We start from the raw sequence: 23,497 nt of genomic DNA, 5'->3' as shown, positions 1-23,497 counted from the left end.
GCTATTTCAACAAATGCTGGTTTTTTGAATGCATAACGACAAAGATCTCTCCACGTGGCAAACGTTCCGCCGACTCTGGCCGATGATTGCACCTTTTAAAGCAGGCTTGATCGTGGCGGGCGTAGCGTTAATCCTCAACGCAGCCAGCGATACGTTTATGTTATCGCTTCTTAAACCGTTACTTGATGACGGTTTTGGTAAAACGGATCGCTCAGTGCTGCTTTGGATGCCTCTGGTGGTTATTGGACTGATGATCCTGCGCGGTATCACCAGCTATATCTCCAGCTACTGCATCTCCTGGGTGTCGGGAAAAGTGGTCATGACCATGCGTCGTCGGCTGTTTAGCCACATGATGGGCATGCCGGTTGCGTTCTTTGACAAGCAGTCCACCGGGACGCTGCTGTCGCGCATTACCTATGATTCAGAGCAGGTCGCGTCGTCGTCGTCCAGCGCGTTGATTACCGTGGTGCGCGAAGGCGCCTCGATCATCGGCTTGTTTATCATGATGTTCTACTACAGCTGGCAGCTGTCGATTATCCTTATCGTGTTAGCGCCAATTGTCTCTATCGCGATCCGCGTGGTGTCTAAACGTTTCCGCAATATCAGTAAGAATATGCAGAACACGATGGGACAGGTGACGACCAGCGCCGAGCAGATGCTGAAAGGGCACAAAGAAGTGCTTATTTTCGGCGGCCAGGAGGTTGAGACCTCGCGCTTTGATAAGGTCAGCAACAAAATGCGCCTGCAGGGCATGAAGATGGTTTCGGCGTCTTCAATCTCCGACCCGATCATCCAGCTGATTGCCTCTCTGGCGCTGGCTTTCGTGCTCTACGCCGCCAGCTTCCCGAGCGTCATGGAAACCCTCACTGCGGGTACCATTACCGTCGTCTTCTCATCGATGATTGCGCTTATGCGTCCGCTGAAATCCCTGACCAACGTCAACGCGCAGTTCCAGCGCGGGATGGCGGCGTGCCAGACGCTGTTCAGCATTCTGGACTCCGAGCAGGAGAAAGACGAAGGCCAGCGCGAGATTACGCGTGCGAAAGGGGATCTTGAGTTCCGCAACGTAACCTTTACCTACCCGGGCCGCGAAGCGCCGGCGCTGCGCAAGATCGACCTCGCCATTCCCGCGGGTAAAACCGTTGCGCTGGTGGGGCGCTCGGGTTCCGGTAAATCAACGATTGCCAGCCTGATCACGCGTTTCTACGATATCGACGAAGGCGAAATTCTGCTGGATGGCCACGACCTGCGGGAGTACACCCTGCAGTCGCTGCGTAACCAGGTTGCGCTGGTCTCTCAGAACGTGCACCTGTTTAACGATACGGTCGCCAACAACATCGCCTACGCGCGTACGGAAGAGTACAGCCGCGAGCAGATCGAGAATGCCGCGCGCATGGCCTACGCGATGGACTTTATCAACAAAATGGATAACGGCCTGGATACGGTTATTGGCGAGAACGGCGTGCTGCTCTCCGGCGGCCAGCGCCAGCGTATCGCCATTGCCCGCGCGCTGCTTCGCGATAGCCCAATTCTCATTCTTGATGAAGCCACCTCGGCGCTGGATACCGAATCCGAACGCGCCATTCAGTCCGCGCTGGACGAGCTGCAAAAGAACCGCACGTCGCTGGTGATTGCGCACCGTCTGTCCACTATCGAGCAGGCGGATGAAATCGTTGTGGTTGAAGATGGCGTGATTGTCGAACGCGGAAGCCACGCGGACCTGCTGGCCCACCGCGGCGTCTACGCTCAGCTTCACAAGATGCAGTTCGGCGAATGATTGCACGCATCTGGGCAGGGGAGTCTCCTCTGTGGCTGCTGCTACTGCCGCTCTCCTGGCTGTATGGCCTGGTGAGTGGCGCCATTCGGCTGCTATACCGTCTGGGGCTGAAACGCGCCTGGCGCGCGGCGGTGCCCGTGGTGGTAGTGGGCAACCTCACGGCGGGTGGCAACGGTAAAACGCCGGTTGTCATCTGGCTGGTCGAGCAGCTCCAGAAGCGGGGGATCCGCCCAGGCGTGGTGTCCCGTGGCTACGGGGGCAAAGCGGCACGCTATCCGCTGCTGTTGACCCCGCAAACTACCCCTGACGAAGCCGGGGACGAGCCGGTGCTGATTTATCAGCGCACGGGAGCGCCGGTGGCGGTCTCGCCGGTACGCAGCGAGGCCGTTCAGGCGCTTTTGGCCGAACACGCCGTGCAAATCATTATCACTGACGATGGCCTGCAGCATTACGCGCTGGCGCGGGATAAAGAAATCGTGGTCATTGACGGCGTGCGCCGCTTTGGCAACGGCTGGTGGTTACCCGCCGGCCCGATGCGCGAGCGGGCGTCACGCCTGAAAACCGTTGATGCGGTAATCGTAAACGGCGGCGTGGCAAAGCCAAACGAGATCGCCATGCTGCTGCGGCCGGGACGAGCGGTGAACCTGGTCACCGGCGAGCGTCGGGAGGTTTCACAGCTGCCGTCCCTGGTGGCGATGGCCGGAATAGGCCATCCACCGCGTTTCTTTACGACGCTTGAGCAGTGCGGTGCCAGCCTTGAAAAACGCATTCCGTTGGCCGATCATCAGGCGCTGACGCCGGAACAGGTTAATGGATTTACGGCACCCGGTCAGACGTTAATCATGACCGAAAAAGACGCGGTAAAATGTCGCGCCTTCGCACAATCACACTGGTGGTATCTGCCGGTTGACGCTGACCTCAGCGGCGAGCAGCCGGAACAATTGCTCAACGAACTCATAGCGCTGGTGCATTAACGGCATATGCGGTTCTGACGGAGCTTTGACTGACAGGAAAACGCATGTCTTTACCGCAACTCTCTCTCCAGGCCGCACGTCATTTGCACCTTGCTGCGCAGGGGCTGCTTCAAAAGCCCCGCAGAGGCGCAAAACCCACCGATATTCTCCCGACCATCCAGCGCATGTCGCTGCTGCAAATCGACACCATTAATATCGTCGCTCGCAGCCCCTATCTGGTGCTGTTTAGCCGCCTGGGCGATTACTCGCCGCAGTGGCTGGATAACGCGCTCAGCAAGGGCGAGCTCATGGAGTACTGGGCGCATGAAGCCTGCTTCCTCCCGCGCAGCGATTTCGCGCTTGTTCGCCACCGCATGCTCTCCCCGGACAAGATGGGCTGGAAGTATCGCCAGGAGTGGATGCACGAGCACGCCGCTGAAATTGACCAGCTTATCGCCCACATTGAGGAAAACGGTCCGGTGCGCTCCGCTGACTTTGAGCATCCGCGAAAGGGGAGCAGCGGATGGTGGGAATGGAAGCCGCACAAGCGCCATCTTGAGGGTTTATTTACCTCTGGCAAGGTGATGGTGGTCGAGCGGCGTAACTTTCAGCGCGTCTACGACCTCACGCATCGCGTTATGCCGCACTGGGACGATCGGCTGCACCTGCTGACCCAGCCGGCGGCAGAAGCCCTCATGCTGGAGAACAGCGCCCGGAGTCTGGGTATTTTTCGCCCGCAGTGGCTGGCGGATTACTACCGCCTGCGGCAGCCTGCGCTCGTGCCGCTGCTGGACGCGTGGCAGCGCGAGCACAAGGCTATGCCCGTGATGGTGGAGACGTTGGGTGAAATGTGGCTGCACGCGGATCTGTTTCCACTGCTGCCGCAGGCTGAAGCGGGAAAACTTCAGGCTACCCACAGTGCGGTGCTATCGCCGTTCGACCCGGTGGTCTGGGACAGAAAGCGCGCCGAACAGCTATTTGATTTCACCTACCGGCTGGAGTGCTATACCCCTGCGCCAAAGCGTCAGTACGGCTATTTTGTCCTGCCTCTGCTGCATAAGGGCCGCCTCGTTGGGCGCATGGATGCCAAGATGCACCGTAAAACGGGCGTGCTCGAAGTTATCGCACTCTGGCTTGAGGAGGGGGTAAAAGTGACCGCGACGCTGGAGAAAGGGTTGTTCAGCGCAATAAGCGAATTTGCACGCTGGCAGGGGGCTCGTGAGGTCACGCTGTCGCGCCTGCCCGAAGGGCTATTCACCACCTGCCTGAGTGGCTGGGAAACAGGCACTGCCTGAAAAAAGAATGTGGTAAGCTTTAGCGATTACCCATACGGAGGAACTATGGATCACCGTTTACTTGAAATTATTGCCTGCCCGGTGTGCAACGGCAAACTCTACTACAGCCAGGACAAACAGGAGCTGATTTGCAAGCTCGACAGCCTGGCATTCCCGCTGCGCGACGGTATTCCGGTCCTGCTGGAAAACGAAGCCCGCTCCCTGGCCGCAGAAGAGAGCAAGCCATGAGTTTTGTCGTCATTATTCCTGCGCGCTATGCGTCTACCCGCCTGCCGGGCAAGCCGCTGGTGGACATTAACGGCAAGCCGATGATTGTGCATGTGCTTGAGCGCGCGCGCGAATCGGGTGCCGATCGCGTTATCGTTGCCACCGATCATCCGGACGTGGCGCGCGCGGTGGAAGCGGCGGGCGGTGAGGTGTGCATGACCCGCGCCGATCACCAGTCCGGCACGGAGCGTCTGGCTGAGGTCGTCGAAAAATGCGGATTTAGCGACGATACGGTCATTGTTAACGTGCAGGGCGATGAGCCGATGATCCCGGCGGTTATCATTCGCCAGGTGGCAGAGAATCTGTCCCAGCGTCAGGTTGGAATGGCCACGCTCGCGGTGCCTATTCACCACGTTGAGGAAGCTTTTAATCCTAACGCGGTGAAGGTGGTCATGGACGCAAAGGGCTACGCGCTCTACTTCTCCCGCGCCACCATTCCGTGGGATCGCGATCGCTTTGCCGCGTCAAAAGAGGCGATTGGCGATACCTTCCTGCGCCACCTGGGGATCTACGGCTATCGCGCGGGCTTTATTCGCCGCTACGTGACCTGGGCTCCCAGCCCGCTTGAACATATCGAAATGCTCGAGCAGCTCCGCGTGCTGTGGTACGGCGAAAAAATCCACGTGGCGGTCGCCCAGCAGGTCCCGGGTACCGGCGTGGACACGCCTGAAGACCTTGAGCGCGTGCGCGCCGAAATGCGTTAATCTTGCTGCTATCCCCTGTTCAGGGGGATAGCTACCCTCCAGACCCTTTTCTTTCCCCTATTTGATCGCTTCAGGGTGACATCTGCCCTTAGCACGCTCATTATAAAAGCAGTAGTCTTCATGGGGGTAATCTCATATGGAACAGCTGCGTGCTGAACTCAGCCATCTGCTTGGCGAAAAATTGAGCCGGGTCGAGTGTGTGAATGAAAAAGCCGATACCGCGCTTTGGGCGCTGTACGACAGTCAGGGAAATCCAATGCCGCTGCTGGCGAGGAGCTTTACCTCGCCGGGCGTGGCCAGGCAGCTCGCCTGGAAAATGTCGATGCTGGCGCGCGAAGGAACGGTGCGCATGCCCACGGTCTACGGCGTAATGACGCATGAGGAGCATCCCGGGCCTGACGTCCTGCTTATTGAGCGATTGCGCGGCGTGCCCGTTGAGGCGCCGGCGCGGACGCCGGAACGCTGGGAGCAGCTTAAGGATCAGATCGTCGAGGCGCTGCTGGCCTGGCACCGTCAGGACAGCCGCGGGCTGGTGGGGGCCGTCGACAGCACCCAGGAAAACCTGTGGCCGCTCTGGTATCGCCAGCGGGTGGAGGTGCTGTGGGGAACGCTCAACCAGTTCAGCAATACCGGCTTAACGATGCAGGACAAACGCATTTTGTTCCGAACCCGGGAGTGCCTGCCCGCGCTGTTTGAAGGCTTTAACGACAACTGCGTGCTGGTGCATGGCAACTTCACGCTGCGCAGCATGCTGAAGGACTCGCGCAGCGACCAGCTTCTGGCGATGGTGGGGCCGGGCATTATGCTCTGGGCTCCGCGCGAGTATGAGCTTTTCAGGCTGAGCGACAGCGGCTTAGCCGAAGGGCTGCTGTGGCACTACCTACAGCGCGCCCCCGTGGCGGAGGCCTTTCTCTGGCGGCGCTGGCTCTATCTTTTGTGGGATGAAGTGGCGCAGCTGGTCAATACCGGACGATTCAACCGCGCCAACTTCGATCTGGCGACCAAATCACTCCTGCCGTGGCTCGCCTGACGAGCCTTTCAGCCACTGCCAGAGGCGCCCCAGCGTCTCGTAGCCCACGCGATCGCTGTGCATCAGCCACGTCGGGGACGGGATCGCCCGTTCCCACGGATTCAGCGGCGCGCTAACTGCCAGCTGGTTGGCCGGGGCGGGGAGCGGGTGCAGCCCCTGGTTCTTAAAGAAAATCATCGCTCTTGGCAGGTGCGATGCGGACGTGACCAGCAGGAAGGGCGCGTCGCCTATCGCCTGTTTCACCGCCGCCGCTTCCTCTTCCGTATCTTTCGGGCTCTCCAGCGTGATAATGGCCGAGCGCGGCACGCCGAGCGACTCGGCAACGCGGGCTCCCGCCTCGGCGGTGCTCACCGGATTCGTTTTTGCCGCCGCGCCGGTGAAGATCATTTTCGATCCCGGATTTGCCAGCCACAGGCGGATGCCCTCGTTCAGGCGCGGCAGGCTGTTATTGATCAGATTCGAGCTTGGCGCCCAGTTTGGGTCCCAGGTATAGCCTCCGCCCAGCACCACGATGTAGTCCACCTTCTGCTTTCCCTGCCAGGTGGGGTAGGTATCTTCAACGGGGCGCAGTAGCCCGTCGGCGACCGGCTGCAGGCTCAGCAGCAGCAGCGCCAGCCAGCCGAAGGTGATGATTGATTTTCCGCTTTTCTGAAAGCGGCTAAACCAGACCAGCCCAAGGCCGAGCGCGATAAGCAGCAACAGCAGCGGAAGAGGCAGCATCATGCCGCCAACATATTTTTTTAGGGTAAAAAGCATCCTTTTTGGTTCCTTTTTTAACCATACAGCAGGCGATTAGTCGTGATATTACACCAGACAGGTTCATTCTCCGCTCGGGTATGACAAAATAGCGGTTTTGCTGTTAGCGAGTGGAACTCTCCCAATGCGGGATCGCAATTTTGATGACATCGCGGAAAAGTTTTCGCGCAACATTTATGGCACCACCAAAGGGCAGCTGCGCCAGACGATCCTCTGGCAGGATCTGGACAACATCCTGGCGGGTTTTGGCGGCCAGACGTTGCGCGTACTGGATGCGGGTGGCGGCGAGGGCCAGACGGCCATAAAGATGGCGCAGCGCGGCCATCACGTCACGCTTTGCGATCTTTCTGCTGAAATGGTCGCGCGCGCGACGCGTGCAGCAGAAGAGAAAGGTGTGAGCGACAACATGCATTTTATACAATGCGCCGCTCAGGACATTGCACAGCATTTGGAAACCCAGGCCGATCTGATATTGTTTCATGCGGTGCTGGAGTGGGTTGCCGATCCGCAAAGCGTGTTGCAGGCGCTGTGGTCGATGCTGCGTCCCGGCGGCACGCTGTCATTGATGTTCTACAATGCAAACGGCTTTCTGATGCACAACATGGTTGCGGGTAATTTCGACTATGTTCAGGTCGGGATGCCGAAAAAGAAAAAACGCACGCTTTCGCCGGACTACCCGCGCGATCCTCAGCAGGTCTACGGCTGGCTTGAAGCGATCGGCTGGGAGATCACCGGCAAGACGGGCGTGAGGGTGTTTCATGATTATCTGCGTGAAAAACACAAACAGCGTGACTGTTTTGACACCTTAACAGAATTAGAAACGCGGTATTGCCGCCAGGAGCCCTTTATCAGCCTTGGCCGTTATATACATGTCACTGCTCGCAAACCGCAGATGCAAGGATAACCTATGAGTGAATTTTCCCAGACAGTCCCCGAACTGGTTGCCTGGGCCAGGAAAAATGATTTCTCCATCTCGCTGCCGGTCGACAGGCTCTCATTCCTGCTGGCGGTAGCCACGCTGAACGGCGAACGTCTGGATGGAGAAATGAGCGAGGGTGAACTGGTGGACGCGTTCCGCCACGTCAGTGATGCGTTTGAGCAAACCAGCGAAACCATTAGCGTGCGTGCCAACAACGCGATCAACGATATGGTGCGTCAACGTCTGCTGAACCGCTTTACCAGCGAGCAGGCGGAAGGAAACGCCATCTATCGCCTGACGCCGCTGGGCATCGGCATCACGGATTATTACATTCGCCAGCGCGAGTTTTCGACGCTGCGCCTGTCCATGCAGCTGTCGATTGTGGCGGGCGAGCTGAAGCGCGCTGCCGACGCCGCGGACGAGAACGGCGATGAGTTTCACTGGCATCGCAACGTCTATGCGCCGCTCAAATACTCGGTTGCCGAGATTTTTGACAGCATCGATTTGACCCAGCGCCTGATGGACGAACAGCAGCAGCAGGTGAAAGACGACATTGCCCAGCTGCTGAACAAAGACTGGCGCGCGGCCATCTCCAGCTGTGAACTGCTGCTGTCAGAAACCTCCGGCACGCTGCGCGAGCTGCAGGATACGCTGGAAGCGGCGGGCGATAAGCTGCAGGCCAACCTGCTGCGTATCCAGGATGCCACGATGGCGCATGACGATCTGCACTTTGTCGATCGCCTGGTCTTCGACCTGCAAAGCAAGCTCGACCGCATCATCAGCTGGGGCCAGCAGTCCATCGACCTGTGGATCGGCTACGACCGCCACGTACATAAGTTTATCCGTACCGCGATCGACATGGACAAAAACCGCGTCTTTGCGCAGCGGCTGCGCCAGTCGGTACAAACCTATTTCGATGCGCCGTGGGCGCTCACCTATGCCAACGCCGATCGTCTGCTCGACATGCGTGATGAAGAGATGGCGCTGCGCGACGAAGAGGTGACCGGGGAGCTTCCGCCGGATCTGGAATTTGAAGAATTTAACGAAATTCGCGAACAGCTTGCGGCGATGATCGAAGAACAGCTCGCGGTCTACAAAACCAGACAAGTGCCGCTGGATCTCGGCCTCGTGGTGCGCGAGTATCTGGCGCAATATCCGCGCGCGCGCCATTTTGATATCGCCCGCATTGTCGTTGACCAGGCCGTGCGCCTGGGCGTCGCACAAGCAGATTTCACCGGGTTGCCGCCGAAGTGGCAGCCAATTAACGATTACGGAGCCAAGGTACAGGCGCATGTCATTGACAAATATTGAACAAGTGATGCCACTTAAGATGGCGCAGGCGCTGGCGAATCCGTTATTTCCGGCGCTGGACAGCCAGCTGCGTGCCGGTCGTCACGTTGGCCTTGACGAGCTGGACAACCACGCTTTTTTGATGGACTTTCAGGAGTATCTGGAAGAGTTTTACGCTCGCTATAACGTGGAGCTGATTCGCGCGCCGGAAGGTTTCTTCTATTTGCGCCCGCGCTCCACGACGCTGATCCCGCGTTCGGTCCTCTCCGAGCTGGACATGATGGTGGGCAAAATCCTCTGCTATCTCTATCTCAGCCCGGAACGCCTGGCGAACGAAGGCATTTTTACCCAGCAGGAGCTTTATGATGAACTCCTGGCGCTGGCTGACGAAAGCAAGCTGCTGAAGCTGGTGAATAACCGCTCGACGGGCTCGGATCTTGACCGTCAGAAATTACAGGAAAAAGTACGCTCCTCCCTGAACCGCCTGCGCCGCCTGGGCATGGTCTGGTTTATGGGCCACGACAGCAGCAAGTTCCGCATCACGGAATCCGTGTTCCGCTTTGGCGCCGACGTGCGCGCGGGCGATGACGCGCGCGAAGCGCAGCTGCGCATGATCCGCGACGGGGAAGCGATGCCGGTGGAAAATCACCTGCTGCTCAATGACGAGCATGAAGACAATCAGCCGGATAGCGGGGAGGAAGAGTAATGATTGAACGCGGTAAATTTCGCTCACTAACGCTGATTAACTGGAACGGTTTCTTTGCGCGAACCTTCGATCTCGATGAGCTGGTAACGACGCTCTCCGGCGGTAACGGCGCGGGCAAATCCACCACCATGGCGGCGTTTGTAACCGCCCTGATCCCCGATCTGACCCTGCTGCACTTCCGCAATACCACCGAAGCAGGGGCGACAAGCGGCTCCCGCGATAAGGGCCTGCACGGCAAGCTGAAGGCGGGCGTCTGCTACTCCGTACTGGACGTGATCAACTCCCGTCACCAGCGCGTGGTGGTCGGCGTGCGTCTCCAGCAGGTTGCCGGTCGCGATCGTAAAGTCGATATCAAGCCGTTCGCGATCCAGGGGCTGCCAACCTCCGTGCAGCCGACCGCGCTGCTGACCGAAACCCTGAACGAACGCCAGGCGCGCGTGCTGACGCTGCAGGAGCTTAAAGACAAGCTCGAAGCCATTGAAGGCGTTCAATTTAAGCAGTTTAACTCGATTACCGACTACCACTCACTGATGTTCGATCTGGGCGTGGTGGCGCGTCGTCTGCGCACGGCGTCCGACCGCAGCAAGTACTACCGTCTGATCGAAGCATCGCTGTACGGCGGTATCTCCAGCGCCATTACCCGCTCGCTGCGTGACTACCTGCTGCCGGAAAACAGCGGCGTGCGCAAAGCCTTCCAGGACATGGAAGCCGCGCTGCGTGAAAACCGCATGACGCTGGAAGCGATCCGCGTCACCCAGTCCGACCGCGATCTGTTCAAGCATCTGATCAACGAAGCCACCAACTACGTGGCGGCAGACTATATGCGTCACGCCAACGAGCGCCGCATTCATCTCGATCAGGCGCTGGAATACCGCCGCGAGCTGTTTACCTCACGCAAGCAGCTGGTGGCCGAACAGTATAAGCACGTCGAAATGGCGCGCGAGCTGGGCGAGCACAACGGTGCCGAAGGGGATCTGGAAGCCGATTATCAGGCGGCCAGCGATCACCTGAACCTGGTGCAAACCGCGCTGCGTCAGCAGGAAAAAATTGAGCGCTACGAGGCGGATCTCGACGAGCTGCAAATTCGTCTCGAAGAGCAGAACGAAGTGGTGGCGGAAGCCGCCGACATGCAGGAAGAGAACGAAGCCCGCGCCGAAGCCGCCGAGCTGGAAGTGGATGAGCTGAAAAGCCAGCTTGCCGATTACCAGCAGGCGCTGGACGTCCAGCAGACGCGTGCGATTCAGTACAACCAGGCGCTGCAGGCGCTGCAGCGTGCAAAAGAGCTGTGCCATCTGCCGGACCTGACGCCAGACAGCGCCGACGAATGGCTGGAGACCTTCCAGGCGAAAGAGCAGGAAGCGACCGAGAAGCTGCTGGCGCTCGACCAGAAAATGAGCGTGGCGCAAACGGCGCACAGCCAGTTCGAGCAGGCCTATCAGCTTGTCGTGGCGATTAACGGCCCCGTGGCGCGAAACGACGCCTGGAACGTTGCCCGCGAGCTGCTGCGCGACGGCGTAAACCAGCGCCATCTGGCCGAGCAGGTTCAGCCGCTGCGCATGCGTTTGAACGAGCTGGAACAACGCCTGCGCGAGCAGCAGGAAGCCGAGCGCCTGCTGGCTGAGTTCTGCAAACGTCAGGGCAAAACATACGATATCGACGATCTCGAAGCCCTGCATCAGGAGCTGGAAGCGCGCATCGCGGCGCTGTCTGATACCGTCTCCAACGCCAGCGAACAGCGCATGACGCTGCGCCAGGAGATGGAACAGCTTCAGGCCCGTTCGAAAACGCTGCTGCAGCGCGCGCCGGTGTGGCTCGCGGCGCAAAGCAGCCTGAGCCAGCTCAGCGAGCAGTGCGGCCAGGAGTTTGAATCCGGCCAGGACGTGACCGAATACCTGCAGCAGCTGCTGGAGCGCGAGCGTGAAGCGATTGTTGAACGCGATGAGGTTGGCGCGCGCAAGCGTGACGTCGACGATGAAATTGAGCGCTTAAGCCAGCCGGGCGGCTCAGAAGATGCCCGCCTGAACACCCTGGCAGAGCGCTTCGGCGGCGTGCTGCTCTCCGAAATTTACGACGACGTTGGTCTGGACGACGCGCCGTACTTCTCCGCGCTGTATGGTCCATCCCGTAACGCGATTGTGGTGCCGGATCTGTCGCTGATTTCCGAGCAGCTGGCCGGTCTGGAAGATTGCCCGGAAGATCTGTATCTGATCGAAGGGGATCCGCAGTCGTTCGATGACAGCGTGTTCAGCGTGGACGAGCTGGAAAAAGCGGTGGTGGTGAAAATCGCCGATCGCCAGTGGCGTTATTCCCGCTTCCCCGAGCTGCCGCTGTTTGGCCGCGCGGCGCGCGAAAGCCGTATTGAAAGCCTGCACGCGGAGCGCGAAACGCTGTCAGAACGTTTTGCGACCCTGTCGTTTGACGTGCAAAAAACGCAGCGTCTTCATCAGGCCTTTAGCCGCTTTATCGGCAGCCACCTGTCGGTTGCGTTTGAAGCCGATCCGGAAGCGGAAATCCGCAAGCTCAATACCCGCCGCGGCGAGCTGGAGCGCGCGATTGCCAATCATGAAAATGATAACCAGCAAAACCGCGTGCAGTTCGAACAGGCCAAAGAGGGCGTTGCCGCGCTGAACCGCATTCTGCCGCGCCTGAACCTGCTGGCAGACGATACGCTGGCCGATCGCGTGGACGAAATTCAGGAGCGTCTGGACGAAGCGCAGGAAGCGGCACGCTTCGTGCAGCAGCACGGTAACCAGCTGTCGAAGCTGGAGCCGGTTGTTTCCGTTCTGCAAAGCGATCCCGAGCAGTACGAGCAGCTCAAAGAAGATTACGCCTGGTCACAGCAGGTGCAGCGCGAAGCGCGTCAGCAGGCGTTTGCCCTGACGGAAGTGGTACAGCGCCGCGCCCACTTTGGCTACTCCGACTCGGCGGAAATGCTGAGCGGCAATAGCGATTTGAATGAAAAACTGCGCCAGCGTCTGGAGCAGGCGGAAGCGGAGCGTACCCGCGCCCGTGAAGCCATGCGCACCCACGCGGCTCAGCTGAGCCAGTACAGCCAGGTCATGGCCTCGCTGAAAAGCTCCTTCGATACCAAGAAAGAGCTGTTAAACGATCTGCATAAAGAGCTGCAGGACATCGGCGTGCGCGCCGACAGCGGCGCGGAAGAGCGGGCGCGTATTCGTCGCGACGAGCTGCACGCTCAGCTCAGCAACAACCGCGCGCGCCGTAACCAGCTGGAGAAAGCGCTCACCTTCTGCGAAGCGGAAATGGACAACCTGACCCGCCGCCTGCGCAAGCTGGAGCGTGACTATCACGAAATGCGCGAGCAGGTGGTCAGCGCGAAAGCGGGCTGGTGCGCGGTGATGCGCATGGTGAAAGACAACGGCGTTGAGCGTCGTCTGCACCGCCGCGAGCTGGCCTATCTTTCCGGCGACGAGCTGCGCTCCATGTCGGATAAGGCGCTGGGCGCGCTGCGCCTGGCGGTGGCGGATAACGAACATCTGCGCGACGTGCTGCGCCTGTCCGAAGATCCGAAGCGCCCGGAGCGTAAGATTCAGTTCTTCGTGGCGGTGTATCAGCACCTGCGCGAGCGTATTCGTCAGGACATCATCCGCACCGACGATCCGGTTGAAGCCATCGAGCAGATGGAAATCGAGCTGGGCCGCCTGACGGAAGAGCTGACCTCGCGCGAGCAGAAGCTGGCGATCAGCTCCCGCAGCGTGGCGAACATCATTCGCAAAACCATCCAGCGCGAGCAGAACCGCATCCGCCAGCTGAACCAGGGCCTGCAGAGCGTGTCGTTTGGCCAGGTCAACAGCGTGCGCCTGAACGTCAACGTGCGTGAAGCCCACTCCACGCTGCTGGACGTGCTGTCGGAACAGCATGAGCAGCATCAGGATCTGTTCAACAGCAACCGCCTGACCTTCTCGGAAGCGCTGGCGAAGCTGTATCAGCGCCTGAATCCGCAGATCGATATGGGCCAGCGCACGCCGCAAACCATCGGCGAAGAGCTGCTGGACTACCGTAACTATCTGGAAATGGAAGTTGAGGTTAACCGCGGTTCTGACGGCTGGCTGCGCGCGGAATCCGGCGCGCTGTCGACCGGTGAAGCTATCGGTACGGGGATGTCGATTCTGGTGATGGTGGTTCAGAGCTGGGAGGACGAAGCGCGTCGTCTGCGCGGGAAAGATATTTCACCTTGCCGCCTGCTGTTCCTTGATGAGGCGGCGCGTCTGGATGCCCGCTCCATCGCCACGCTGTTTGAGCTTTGCGATCGTCTCGACATGCAGCTCATCATCGCGGCGCCGGAAAACATCAGCCCGGAAAAAGGGACCACCTACAAGCTGGTGCGTAAGGTGTTCCAGAACAGCGAGCACGTGCACGTTGTCGGCCTCCGCGGTTTTGCCCCGCAGCCGCCGGAGTCGTTGCCGGGTACGGCAGACGCGTCTTAACGCGGCACATAATACTAAGCGGCGCAGTAGCGCCGCTTTTTTTTGGACTTAACGTATACTCCCGACTGCGTTATCTTTAAACTTCTTTACATAAGGTAAGGCAACAGCGCTTAAGCCTTTCTATACTGAAGAAAAGCCCCAGTATGATGGGCATGTCGTGAAAAACAGGGGGCAAGGGATGTTGCTAAAGAAAAATCGTGGTCATCAGCTGTCCGCGCTGAGTTTATGCCTGGCGGTGATGTTTGCTCCACTGTTAAGTGCCCAGGCCGACGAGCCTGAAATCGTGCCGACTGACGGCTCCGCAACCGTGGGCGCGCAGCCGACGTCGCTGTTGCAGCCGCTGGATCAATCTCCGGCGACGGCCATTATGGCCGGCATTAAGCCGCTGCCGGAGGGTATTGATACCGAATCACTCCGCCAGCAGCTCATGACCGGGCTGCCGTCGGGCTATACGCCCGCGTATATCAATCAGCTCACGCTGCTGTATGCGGCGCGCGATATGAAGCCCATGTGGGAAAATCGCGATGCGGTACGCGCGTTTCAGCAGCAGCTGGCAGAAGTAGCGATTGCGGGCTTTCAGCCGCAGTTTACCACCTGGGTTGAGCTGTTGACCGATCCGGCCGTAACGGGCCAGGCGCGCGACGTCGTGCTGTCCGACGCCATGATGGGCTATCTCCAGTTTGTGGCGGGTATTCCGGTCAACGGCGGCCGCTGGCTGTACAGCGCAAAGCCTTACAAGCTCGCCACGCCGCCGCTGTCAGTGATTAACCAGTGGCAGCTCTCGCTCGATAACGGCGCGCTGCCGGGCTTTATCGCCAGCCTTGCGCCCGCGCACCCCCAATATGCCACGATGCATCAGTCCCTGCTGGATCTGGTAGCAGACTCTCGTCCGTGGCCGCAGCTGCGCGCTACCGCAACCCTGCGTCCGGGACAGTGGAGCAGCGATGTGCCTGCATTGCGTGAGATCCTCGCGCGCTCCGGTATCCTTGACGGCGGGCCCAAAATTGCGCTACCGGGCGACGAGCCGGAAAGCGCGGTGGTTAGCCCATCGGCGCCAGTGAAGGAACGCAAAGGCAGCGTGAGTAATAAACCGGCGGCATACGATCGCGAGCTGGTGGCGGCGGTCAAGCAGTTTCAGGCCTTGCAGGGGCTGGGCGCTGACGGCGTCATCGGTCAGTCTACCCGCGACTGGCTCAACGTTTCGCCTGCTCAGCGGGCAGGGGTGCTGGCGCTGAACATCCAGCGCCTGCGGCTGCTGCCCGGCACCCTGTCGACCGGCATCATGGTGAATATTCCGGCGTACTCGCTGGTTTACTATCAGAACGGGAGCGAAGTCCTGGCCTCGCGCGTGATTGTCGGTCGTCCGGATCGCAAAACGCCGATGATGAGCAGCGCGTTAAATAACGTGGTGGTCAACCCGCCGTGGAACGTGCCGCCGACGCTGGCGCGTAAGGATATTCTGCCCAAGCTGTGGAATGACCCGGGATACCTCGAGCGGCATAACTACACGGTGATGCGCGGCTGGAACAGTAAAGAGGCCATCGATCCTTATATGGTGGACTGGTCGACGATAACCGCCTCTAACCTGCCGTTCCGCTTCCAGCAGGCACCCGGCGCGCATAACTCGCTTGGGCGATACAAATTCAACATGCCGAGCTCGGACGCTATCTATCTGCACGATACGCCAAACCATAACCTGTTCCAGAAGGACGCCCGGGCGCTCAGCTCAGGCTGCGTTCGCGTGAATAAGGCCTCTGAGCTGGCGAATATGCTGTTACAGGATGCGGGCTGGAACGACACGCGGATTTCCGATGCGCTTAAGGAAGGAAATACGCGCTACGTGAATATTCGCCAACATATTCCTGTTAATCTTTATTATCTGACGGCCTTCGTCGGGGAGGATGGTCGTACTCAATATCGCACAGATATTTACAATTATGATCTCACCGCGCGATCTGGCGCACAAATTTTGTCAAAAGCTGAACAATTAATCAGGTAAATGAAGTAGTTCGGGGAAAACGATTGTCGTAAGTTATGGTAAGGATGAGGCGATCTGGCTGTAAGCCGCATGTTTACTGGGGTTGGGCACCTTGACGTACAGGTTTAAGCCAGTTAAGGTGCCCATCGTGCGCTATGCATACATACGATAACTTTTGACCTGTAGACCTGATTATCATGGACAAATTTGACGCTAATCGCCGCAAACTGCTGGCGTTAGGTGGTGCTGCGCTGGGCGCTGCTGCCATCCTTCCGACGCCAGCATTTGCCACCCTCTCGACACCTCGACCGCGTATATTAACGCTGAATAACCTGCACACAGGTGAAACGCTTAAAGCGGAGTTTTTCGATGGCAGAGGCTATATTCAGGATGAATTAGCTCGACTTAACCATTTTTTCCGTGATTTCCGCGCGAATAAAATAAAAGCCATCGACCCTGGACTTTTCGATCAGCTGTTCCGCCTTCAGGGCATGCTTGGAACCCGCAGACCCGTGCAGCTTATTTCCGGCTATCGCTCTCTGGATACCAACAATGAGCTGCGTGCCCACAGCCGTGGCGTCGCGAAAAAAAGCTACCACACGAAAGGGCAGGCAATGGACTTTCATATTGAGGGCGTTTCGTTAGCCAATATTCGCAAAGCTGCGTTATCTATGCGCGCAGGTGGTGTAGGATATTACCCCAGCAGCAACTTTGTGCATATTGATACCGGGCCGGTTCGGCACTGGTAATAACGAAATACAGGAGCAGTATGAACTATCGTATTATTCCGGTTACCGCGTTCTCCCAGAACTGTTCATTAATCTGGTGCGAACAAACCAAACTGGCCGCGCTTGTCGATCCCGGCGGTGACGCCGAGAAAATCAAGCAGGAAGTCACAGCAAGCGGCGTGACGCTGATGCAGATTTTGCTCACCCATGGTCATCTTGATCATGTGGGCGCTGCGGCTGAACTGGCTGAACATTACGGGATCCCCGTGATTGGCCCGGAAAAAGAAGATGAGTTCTGGCTGCAGGGGCTGCCCGCCCAAAGCCGCATGTTTGGCCTGGACGAGTGTCAGCCGCTGACGCCCGATCGCTGGCTAAACGAGGGAGATCGCGTAAGCGTAGGGAATGTGGCTTTACAGGTGCTGCATTGTCCTGGACATACGCCGGGCCATATCGTTTTCTTTGATGACCAGTCGCGTCTGCTGATTTCCGGCGATGTGATTTTCAAAGGCGGCGTAGGGCGCAGCGATTTCCCGCGTGGCGATCACGGCCAGCTGATTCAGTCGATTAAGCAGAAGCTGCTGCCGCTGGGCGATGACGTGACGTTTATTCCGGGTCACGGACCGCTATCGACGCTCGGATATGAACGGCTGCATAATCCGTTCCTTCAGGATGAGATGCCTGTCTGGTAACAGAATAAAAAAAGCCTGCGCTAAGCAGGCTTTTTTATGGGCGCTAAATGATTACAGCACGGCGACGATGGCTTCGCACAGCGGCGCCATGTTGTCCGGCGTCATGCCCGCCACGTTCACGCGGCCAGAGGCCACGGCGTAAACGCCAAACTCTTCGCGCAGGCGCAGAACCTGCTCTTTGGTCAGGCCGCTGAAGGAGAACATGCCGTTCTGCTTGATGATAAAGCTGAAGTCGCGGTCGGCGCCTTTCTCGGCCAGCGTGCTCACAAACAGCAGGCGCATGCGCTGGATGCGCTGGCGCATGTCGTTCAGCTCTTGTTCCCAGATAGCGCGCAGGGCGTCGTTGCTCAAAATCGTCGCCACCACGGACGCACCGTGTGCCGGTGGGTTGGAGTAGTTGGCGCGGATCACGGATTTCATCTGGCTGAACGCGCGGTCAACGGTTTGCTCATCGGCGGCAACCAGCGTGCAGGCACCTACGCGCTCGTTGTACAGGCCAAAGTTCTTGGAGTAAGAGCTCGCGACAATCAGCTCCTGGTGAACGGCAGCGAACGCGCGTAAACCTTCCGCATCTTCTTCCAGACCGCGGGCAAAGCCCTGATACGCGAAGTCGAACAGCGGCAGCCAGCCTTTTTCGACGGACAGCTTCGCCAGCTGTTCCCACTGCTCAAGCGTCGGATCGATACCCGTTGGGTTATGGCAGCAGCCGTGGAACAGCACCACATCACCCGCCTGCGCGTCGTTCAGGCTTGCCAGCAGGCCGTCAAAGTTCAGAGAGTGGGTCGCCGCGTCGTAATAGGCGTACTCGCACACTTCCAGACCCGCAGAGTTGAAAACGCTCTTATGGTTAGGCCAGCTTGGGTTGCTTACCCACACGCGCTTAACGGAGGTGTTTTTCGCCAGGAAATCTGCCGCCACGCGCAGCGCGCCGGTACCGCCTGGGGTTTGCGCCGTGCGAGCGCGTTTGTCGCTCACAATGGTGCTACCTTTGCCGAACAGCAGCTCCTGCGTGCAGCGACCGAATTCCGGAATACCATCAATACCGAGGTAGTTCTTGGTGGTTTCGTTTTCCAGCAGATACTGCTCTGCCTTTTTAACGCTGGTCAGAACCGGCGTTTTACCGGTTTCATCTTTATACACACCAATACCCAGGTTGATTTTGCCAGGGCGGTCGTCGGCACGAAACAGATCGGCCAGGCCCAGAATAGGGTCGGCAGGAGCGGCGGTAATGTTCTCAAACATGACGAAGTTCCATTGTGATGACAGAAGTGAAATCCGCTATCAGGTTAACGGGAGATTTACAAAATGCCAACCGTTTGCGATGAAAAGCGTGCGGCTTTTCAAAAGTCGCTATTATTTTCTGAAAGCCATAAAAAAAACAGGGCCGAAGCCCTGTCTCTTAAGCATATAACAGCGTGGTGTACTGATTAGAACTGGTAAACGATACCCAGAGCCACGATGTCGTCGCTGCTCATGCCCAGCTTGTTGTCGCTTTTCAGCTGGTTGATCATGTAGTCAACGTAGGTGGACATGTTTTTGTTGAAGTAGTAGGTTGCGCCAACATCGATGTAGTTGATGTAGTCTTCGTCGCCGATACCTTCTACGTCTTTCGCTTTAGATTTGTAGTAAGCGATGGATGGACGCAGGCCGAAGTCGAACTGGTACTGTGCAACAACGGAGAAGTCCTGAGTTTTGTTAGCGAAGCCGCGGCTGCTCAGACGCGCAGCGTTGCGCATTTCGCCGTACAGCGCTGCCAGGTAGATGTTGTTCGCATCATATTTCAGGCCGGTTGCCCACTGCTCAGCTTTGTCGCCTTTACCCCAGGCCAGGTTCTGCTGTGCGTTGGTACGGTCAGCCGCGCCGTAAGCACCCAGTACGGAGAAGCCGTCAAACTCGTAGCTCATGGACGTTGCCCAACCGTCGCCGTTAGAGCGAACAGCATCGTCACGTTCGTTTTTGCCCAGGTACTGAACGCCGAAGTTCAGACCATCAACCAGGCCGAAGAAGTTGTTGTTGCGGTAAGTTGCCAGGCCACCGGTACGGCCAGCGAAGAAGTCATCGCTCGCGCCAGTGTCGCCACCGAACTCAGGCAGCATATCGGTAATACCGATTACGTCGTACACCAGGCCATAGTTACGACCGTAGTCGAAGGAGCCTGCGTCACCGAATTTCAGACCAGCATAGGCCAGACGGGTTTTGTTACCGGTCTGCGCGTCGCTGCCTTCAGAGTTGTTACCCTGGAAGTTATATTCCCACTGGCCGTAACCGGTCAGCTGGTCGTTGATCTGAGTTTCGCCTTTGAAGCCCAGACGCGCGTAGGTTTTGTCGCCATCGTTGCCGGAATCATCAGAGAAGTAGTGCAGACCAACGGCTTTACCGTACAGATCCAGTTTGTTGCCGTCTTTGTTATAGATTTCTGCAGCGTTAGCTGCACCGGCTACCAGCAGGGCAGGGATCACCGCTGCCAGAATATTGCGCTTCATCATTATTTATTACCCTCATTGGTTTTTTTATGACACTCGCCACTGCCGCCAATAAATTCTGTCAATAAATATTTCCGGAACTATTGATGAGAGTTTGGTGTCTTTATGTGTCTGACAGGCATCTTTCCATTCACTGAACGGTTTCGCTAGCCTGAAAATGCTACAAACATCAAGATTGAGTAACAAAAAGAAATAATGTGTAAGAATTTGTGTAATTTAAGGAACTTTGTGAACCACCTCAAATTTCAGAACTGAATGGTCAACAAATCATCTTTCCTTTAGTTATCTATATGAATTGCTTATCTTTAATTTAGATAAAAGCGCGTCCTATAAACAAACCCTCAACGAGTCGTTTTTTCTTATAACCCGAATAAGACTTCTGGATGGCTAAGAAATTGGCTGAAACTTGTGCTAACGCATCAGAATTGGATTAGGCGCAATAAGAATAGGGTTTATTTTTTATTGATAGATGTTTCGTGGAAATAAAACGTAACAGGCAGACGTTTTGGTGGGGTTGAAGTTTAAAGATGCTGACTTTTCGCTGACGAAAACTGACAGTGCAGAATAAAATAATGGCCAGCATTGCTGGCCATTGGGATAAATATCGATTAGAAGCTTGCGTTACGCGGCGTGCGTGGGAAAGGAATCACATCGCGCACGTTCTGAACGCCGGTTACGTAGGCGATCAGACGCTCGAAGCCCAGACCGAAACCGGAGTGCGGCACGGTACCGTAGCGGCGCAGGTCGCGATACCAGCTGTAGTCCGCCGGGTTAAGGCCCATCTCTTCCATGCGCGCGTCCAGCACGTCCAGACGCTCTTCACGCTGGGAACCGCCGATGATTTCACCGATGCCCGGTGCCAGAACGTCCATCGCGGCAACGGTTTTACCGTCTTCGTTAAGGCGCATGTAGAAGGCCTTAATGTCTTTCGGGTAGTTTTTCACCACAACCGGCGCCTTGAAGTGCTTCTCGGCCAGGTAGCGTTCGTGCTCGGAAGAGAGATCCACGCCCCAGTAAACCGGGTTCTCAAACTTCTCGCCGCATTTCTCGAGGATAGCTACCGCGTCGGTGTAATCCACCTGCGCGAAGTCAGCGGACACGAAGCGCTCAAGGCGGGCAATCGCGTCGTTATCCACGCGCTCGGCGAAGAATTTCATGTCGTCAGCGCGCTCTTCAAGCACCGCTTTGAACACGTATTTCAGCATCGCTTCTGCCAGGCCTGCAACGTCATTCAGATCGGCGAAGGCCACTTCCGGCTCCAGCATCCAGAACTCCGCCAGGTGGCGGCTGGTGTTGGAGTTTTCCGCACGGAAAGTTGGGCCGAAGGTGTAGATCTTAGACAGCGCGCAGGCGTAGGTTTCGCCGTTGAGCTGGCCAGACACCGTCAGGAAAGCCTCTTTACCAAAGAAGTCTTTGTCATAGTCGACTTTGCCTTCCGGCGTGCGCGGCAGGTTTTCCATATCCAGCGTGGAAACGCGGAACATTTCCCCGGCACCTTCGGTGTCGGACGCGGTAATCAGCGGGGTGGAAACCCAGAAATAGCCCTGCTCGTCAAAGAAGCGATGCAGCGCCTGCGCCAGCGTATGGCGTACGCGAGCCACTGCGCCGATCAGGTTAGTGCGCGGGCGCAGGTGAGCCACTTCGCGCAGATACTCGATGCTGTGGCGTTTGGCCGCCATTGGGTAGGTATCCGGATCTTCAACCCAGCCGGTCACTTCAATGGCAGAAGCCTGAATTTCGAAACTCTGGCCCTGGCCCGGTGAGGCGACAACAACACCGGTAACGATAACGGAGCAGCCCGTTGTCAGGTGCAGAACGTCATCATTGTAATTGGGCAGAGAATTATTAATGACGGCCTGTACAGGATCAAAGCAGGAACCGTCATAGACGGCGAGGAAGGAGATGCCAGCTTTAGAATCTCGGCGAGTACGCACCCATCCGCGCACGGTGACCTCCTGGTCAACGGCGACACGGCCCTGGAGTACGTCGGCTACAGGCACAACGCTCATAATATTCTCTCTGTTAATAGTCGGAAAAAATAAACACTTGTCCACCCAAATGGGGGGATATCTATGTTACCTGCCATCCGCTATCAGACAAGTAAATTTCGCTGTCAAAAGAGAAGAATTGAGAAAAAAATAAGGAGTGGGGAGCCGCTCGGGCTCCCTCGGGCGCTTAACTGGCTTTTTTAATCTGCGGGAGGTCGAACGCTTTGCGCAACGCGCGAACGAAGGCTTTATCATGGCAGATGGTTTTGCCCGGGCTGTCGGAGAGCTTTGCCACCGGCTTACCGTTACATTCCACCAGCTTTATGACGATGTTCAGAGGTTTCACCTGAGGAATATCGCACGTCAGGCGGGTGCCAATACCGAAGCTCAGGTTCACTCGGGAAGAGAAATGGCGGTACAGGTCCACGGCTTTCGCCAGGTCGAGATTATCGGAGAAGACCAGCACCTTGCTCATAGGATCAATGCCGAGCTTTTCGTAGTGAGCGATGGCTTTCTCACCCCACTCAACGGGATCGCCGGAATCATGGCGCAGCCCCTGATAGCGCTCGGCAAATTCAGGACCAAAGTCGCGCAGGAACGCATCCATGGTAATGCAGTCGGTCAGCGCGATACCGAGACGATCCGGATACTCTTCAAGCCACGCGGCCAGGGCGGCGCGCTGGCTGTTCGCGAGGTCGGGGCTGATCTGCTGATGCGCCTGGAACCACTCGTGCGCCTGGGTGCCCATCGGCGTCAGGTCCAGACGACGCGCCAGATCGTAGTTGCTGGTGCCAACAAACCACGGCTCCTGCTGCAGACGCTTAACGATGGCCTGCTGAACGTCGCGTGAGAACCGACGACGCGTCCCGAAGTCCATCAGGCGGAAGCGTGACATATCCAGCCCGTCGGTCAGCGCCGTAAACTCAACCAGCTTTTTCTCCAGCGAGTCCAGCGCCTGCTCAGCGCCCATTTCCGGCGAGCGATAGCGGTGGGCCAGCTCGCTGATCACGGCCAGCAGCGGCACTTCCCACATGATCACTTCGCGCCACGGCCCTTCAAGGCGAATATTCAGCTTGCCGTTGTCGTTGGAGATGGTGACCTGATCGGGGTTATAGCGGAAGTCGCGCAGCCAGTTAAGGTAGTCTTCTTTAAAGAACGGCAGGCCGGAGAGCCATTGATACTCATCGTCCTGCAGCGCCAGATGCTGCATGGCATCGACCTGTTCGCGAATGGAATCCGCATAGATACCCAGCAAGTCGTCGCCCCGGCAGCGAAACTCCGCCGCAACATGGACATCATGGTAGTGGTGAAATACCGCTTGCTGCATATGCAGTTTATACGCGTCGGTATCCAGCAACGTATGCAGAACAGGAGAAGCGAATTGAGTCATAGGTGCGCAGTAGCATCCTCTCACGGGAGCGTTTAGTACAATAAACAACGCTGAAGTATACCGTGTTTATCAATTTATTGAACCCCGATCACACCA

General features: G+C 57.6%; 17 protein-coding genes and 1 pseudogene. 13 read left to right on the top strand and 5 right to left on the bottom strand.

The annotated features are described in order from the left end of the window. Positions 1 to 28 precede the first annotated feature (28 nt). The 6 genes from msbA to AB8804_RS05035 all read left to right on the top strand — a co-directional run bounded on the left by msbA (position 29) and on the right by AB8804_RS05035 (position 6,026). The gene (msbA, locus tag AB8804_RS05060; RefSeq protein WP_371183714.1) at positions 29 to 1,777 is read left to right on the top strand and encodes a lipid A ABC transporter ATP-binding protein/permease MsbA; all 1,749 of its coding nucleotides are present in this window, start codon (positions 29 to 31) and stop codon (positions 1,775 to 1,777) included. Continuing rightward, positions 1,774 to 2,751 (top strand): tetraacyldisaccharide 4'-kinase, encoded by a 978-nt coding sequence (gene lpxK, locus AB8804_RS05055; protein WP_371183712.1) that lies wholly within the window; start codon positions 1,774 to 1,776, stop codon positions 2,749 to 2,751. The genes msbA and lpxK overlap by 4 nt, the downstream gene beginning before the upstream one ends. Positions 2,752 to 2,795: 44 nt before the next feature. Further along, positions 2,796 to 4,025 (top strand): winged helix-turn-helix domain-containing protein, encoded by a 1,230-nt coding sequence (locus AB8804_RS05050; protein ID WP_371183709.1) that lies wholly within the window; start codon positions 2,796 to 2,798, stop codon positions 4,023 to 4,025. Positions 4,026 to 4,070: 45 nt separating this feature from the next. Then, on the top strand, positions 4,071 to 4,253 hold the full coding sequence (gene ycaR / locus AB8804_RS05045; protein WP_151712522.1) for a protein YcaR: 183 nt from the start codon (positions 4,071 to 4,073) through the stop codon (positions 4,251 to 4,253). Continuing rightward, the gene (gene kdsB, locus AB8804_RS05040) at positions 4,250 to 4,996 is read left to right on the top strand and encodes a 3-deoxy-manno-octulosonate cytidylyltransferase (RefSeq protein ID WP_371183706.1); all 747 of its coding nucleotides are present in this window, start codon (positions 4,250 to 4,252) and stop codon (positions 4,994 to 4,996) included. The genes ycaR and kdsB overlap by 4 nt, the downstream gene beginning before the upstream one ends. Before the next feature lie 136 nt (positions 4,997 to 5,132). After that, complete coding sequence (locus tag AB8804_RS05035; RefSeq protein ID WP_371183704.1) at positions 5,133 to 6,026, top strand: YcbJ family phosphotransferase; 894 nt, start codon at positions 5,133 to 5,135, stop codon at positions 6,024 to 6,026. Here the strand turns inward: AB8804_RS05035 and elyC are convergent. Beyond that, the gene (gene elyC / locus AB8804_RS05030; protein ID WP_371183702.1) at positions 6,003 to 6,782 is read right to left on the bottom strand and encodes an envelope biogenesis factor ElyC; all 780 of its coding nucleotides are present in this window, start codon (positions 6,780 to 6,782) and stop codon (positions 6,003 to 6,005) included. The genes AB8804_RS05035 and elyC overlap by 24 nt on opposite strands. Positions 6,783 to 6,906: 124 nt before the next feature. Here elyC and cmoM point away from each other — a divergent pair. From cmoM to AB8804_RS04995, 7 genes and pseudogenes are all read left to right on the top strand, one after another. Then, positions 6,907 to 7,697, top strand: a pseudogene (gene cmoM, locus AB8804_RS05025) (tRNA uridine 5-oxyacetic acid(34) methyltransferase CmoM). Continuing rightward, the gene (gene mukF, locus AB8804_RS05020) at positions 7,690 to 9,012 is read left to right on the top strand and encodes a chromosome partition protein MukF (protein WP_371183700.1); all 1,323 of its coding nucleotides are present in this window, start codon (positions 7,690 to 7,692) and stop codon (positions 9,010 to 9,012) included. The pseudogene cmoM and the gene mukF overlap by 8 nt, the downstream one beginning before the upstream one ends. Continuing rightward, entirely contained in the window at positions 8,993 to 9,697 is a 705-nt protein-coding gene (gene mukE / locus AB8804_RS05015; RefSeq protein ID WP_371183698.1) for a chromosome partition protein MukE, read from the top strand. Before mukF ends, mukE begins: the two co-directional genes overlap by 20 nt. Then, positions 9,697 to 14,145, top strand: coding sequence for a chromosome partition protein MukB (mukB, locus tag AB8804_RS05010; protein WP_371183696.1), 4,449 nt, complete (start codon positions 9,697 to 9,699; stop codon positions 14,143 to 14,145). The genes mukE and mukB overlap by 1 nt, the downstream gene beginning before the upstream one ends. A 178-nt stretch (positions 14,146 to 14,323) precedes the next feature. Then, a complete protein-coding gene (gene ldtD, locus AB8804_RS05005; protein ID WP_371183693.1) occupies positions 14,324 to 16,144 on the top strand; it encodes a L,D-transpeptidase in 1,821 nt (606 codons plus the stop codon). 176 nt (positions 16,145 to 16,320) lie between these two features. Further along, entirely contained in the window at positions 16,321 to 16,872 is a 552-nt protein-coding gene (locus tag AB8804_RS05000) for a DUF882 domain-containing protein (protein WP_371183691.1), read from the top strand. 20 nt (positions 16,873 to 16,892) lie between these two features. After that, complete coding sequence (locus tag AB8804_RS04995) at positions 16,893 to 17,540, top strand: MBL fold metallo-hydrolase (RefSeq protein WP_371183689.1); 648 nt, start codon at positions 16,893 to 16,895, stop codon at positions 17,538 to 17,540. A gap of 51 nt (positions 17,541 to 17,591) precedes the next feature. On the opposite strand, the gene AB8804_RS04990 is transcribed toward AB8804_RS04995, so the two are convergent. The 4 genes from AB8804_RS04990 to pncB form a co-directional block, all read right to left on the bottom strand. Next, positions 17,592 to 18,782: an amino acid aminotransferase gene (locus AB8804_RS04990; RefSeq protein WP_371183687.1), complete on the bottom strand. Its 1,191-nt coding sequence runs from the start codon at positions 18,780 to 18,782 to the stop codon at positions 17,592 to 17,594. 185 nt (positions 18,783 to 18,967) lie between these two features. Then, positions 18,968 to 20,026, bottom strand: a complete 1,059-nt coding sequence (ompF, locus tag AB8804_RS04985; protein ID WP_112009222.1) for a porin OmpF — start codon at positions 20,024 to 20,026, stop codon at positions 18,968 to 18,970. A 605-nt stretch (positions 20,027 to 20,631) separates the two neighbouring features. After that, positions 20,632 to 22,032, bottom strand: a complete 1,401-nt coding sequence (gene asnS, locus AB8804_RS04980; RefSeq protein ID WP_218307980.1) for an asparagine--tRNA ligase — start codon at positions 22,030 to 22,032, stop codon at positions 20,632 to 20,634. A 166-nt stretch (positions 22,033 to 22,198) separates the two neighbouring features. Beyond that, the gene (pncB, locus tag AB8804_RS04975; protein ID WP_371183683.1) at positions 22,199 to 23,401 is read right to left on the bottom strand and encodes a nicotinate phosphoribosyltransferase; all 1,203 of its coding nucleotides are present in this window, start codon (positions 23,399 to 23,401) and stop codon (positions 22,199 to 22,201) included. Positions 23,402 to 23,497: the final 96 nt, after the last annotated feature.

The sequence above is a fragment of the Enterobacter sp. KBR-315C3_2022 genome (assembly GCF_041399425.1).
In the GTDB taxonomy this organism is placed as follows: domain Bacteria; phylum Pseudomonadota; class Gammaproteobacteria; order Enterobacterales; family Enterobacteriaceae; genus Enterobacter.
The sequence above is the reverse complement of the archived record's forward strand: the minus strand, read 5'-3'. Positions and strand labels throughout refer to the sequence as shown.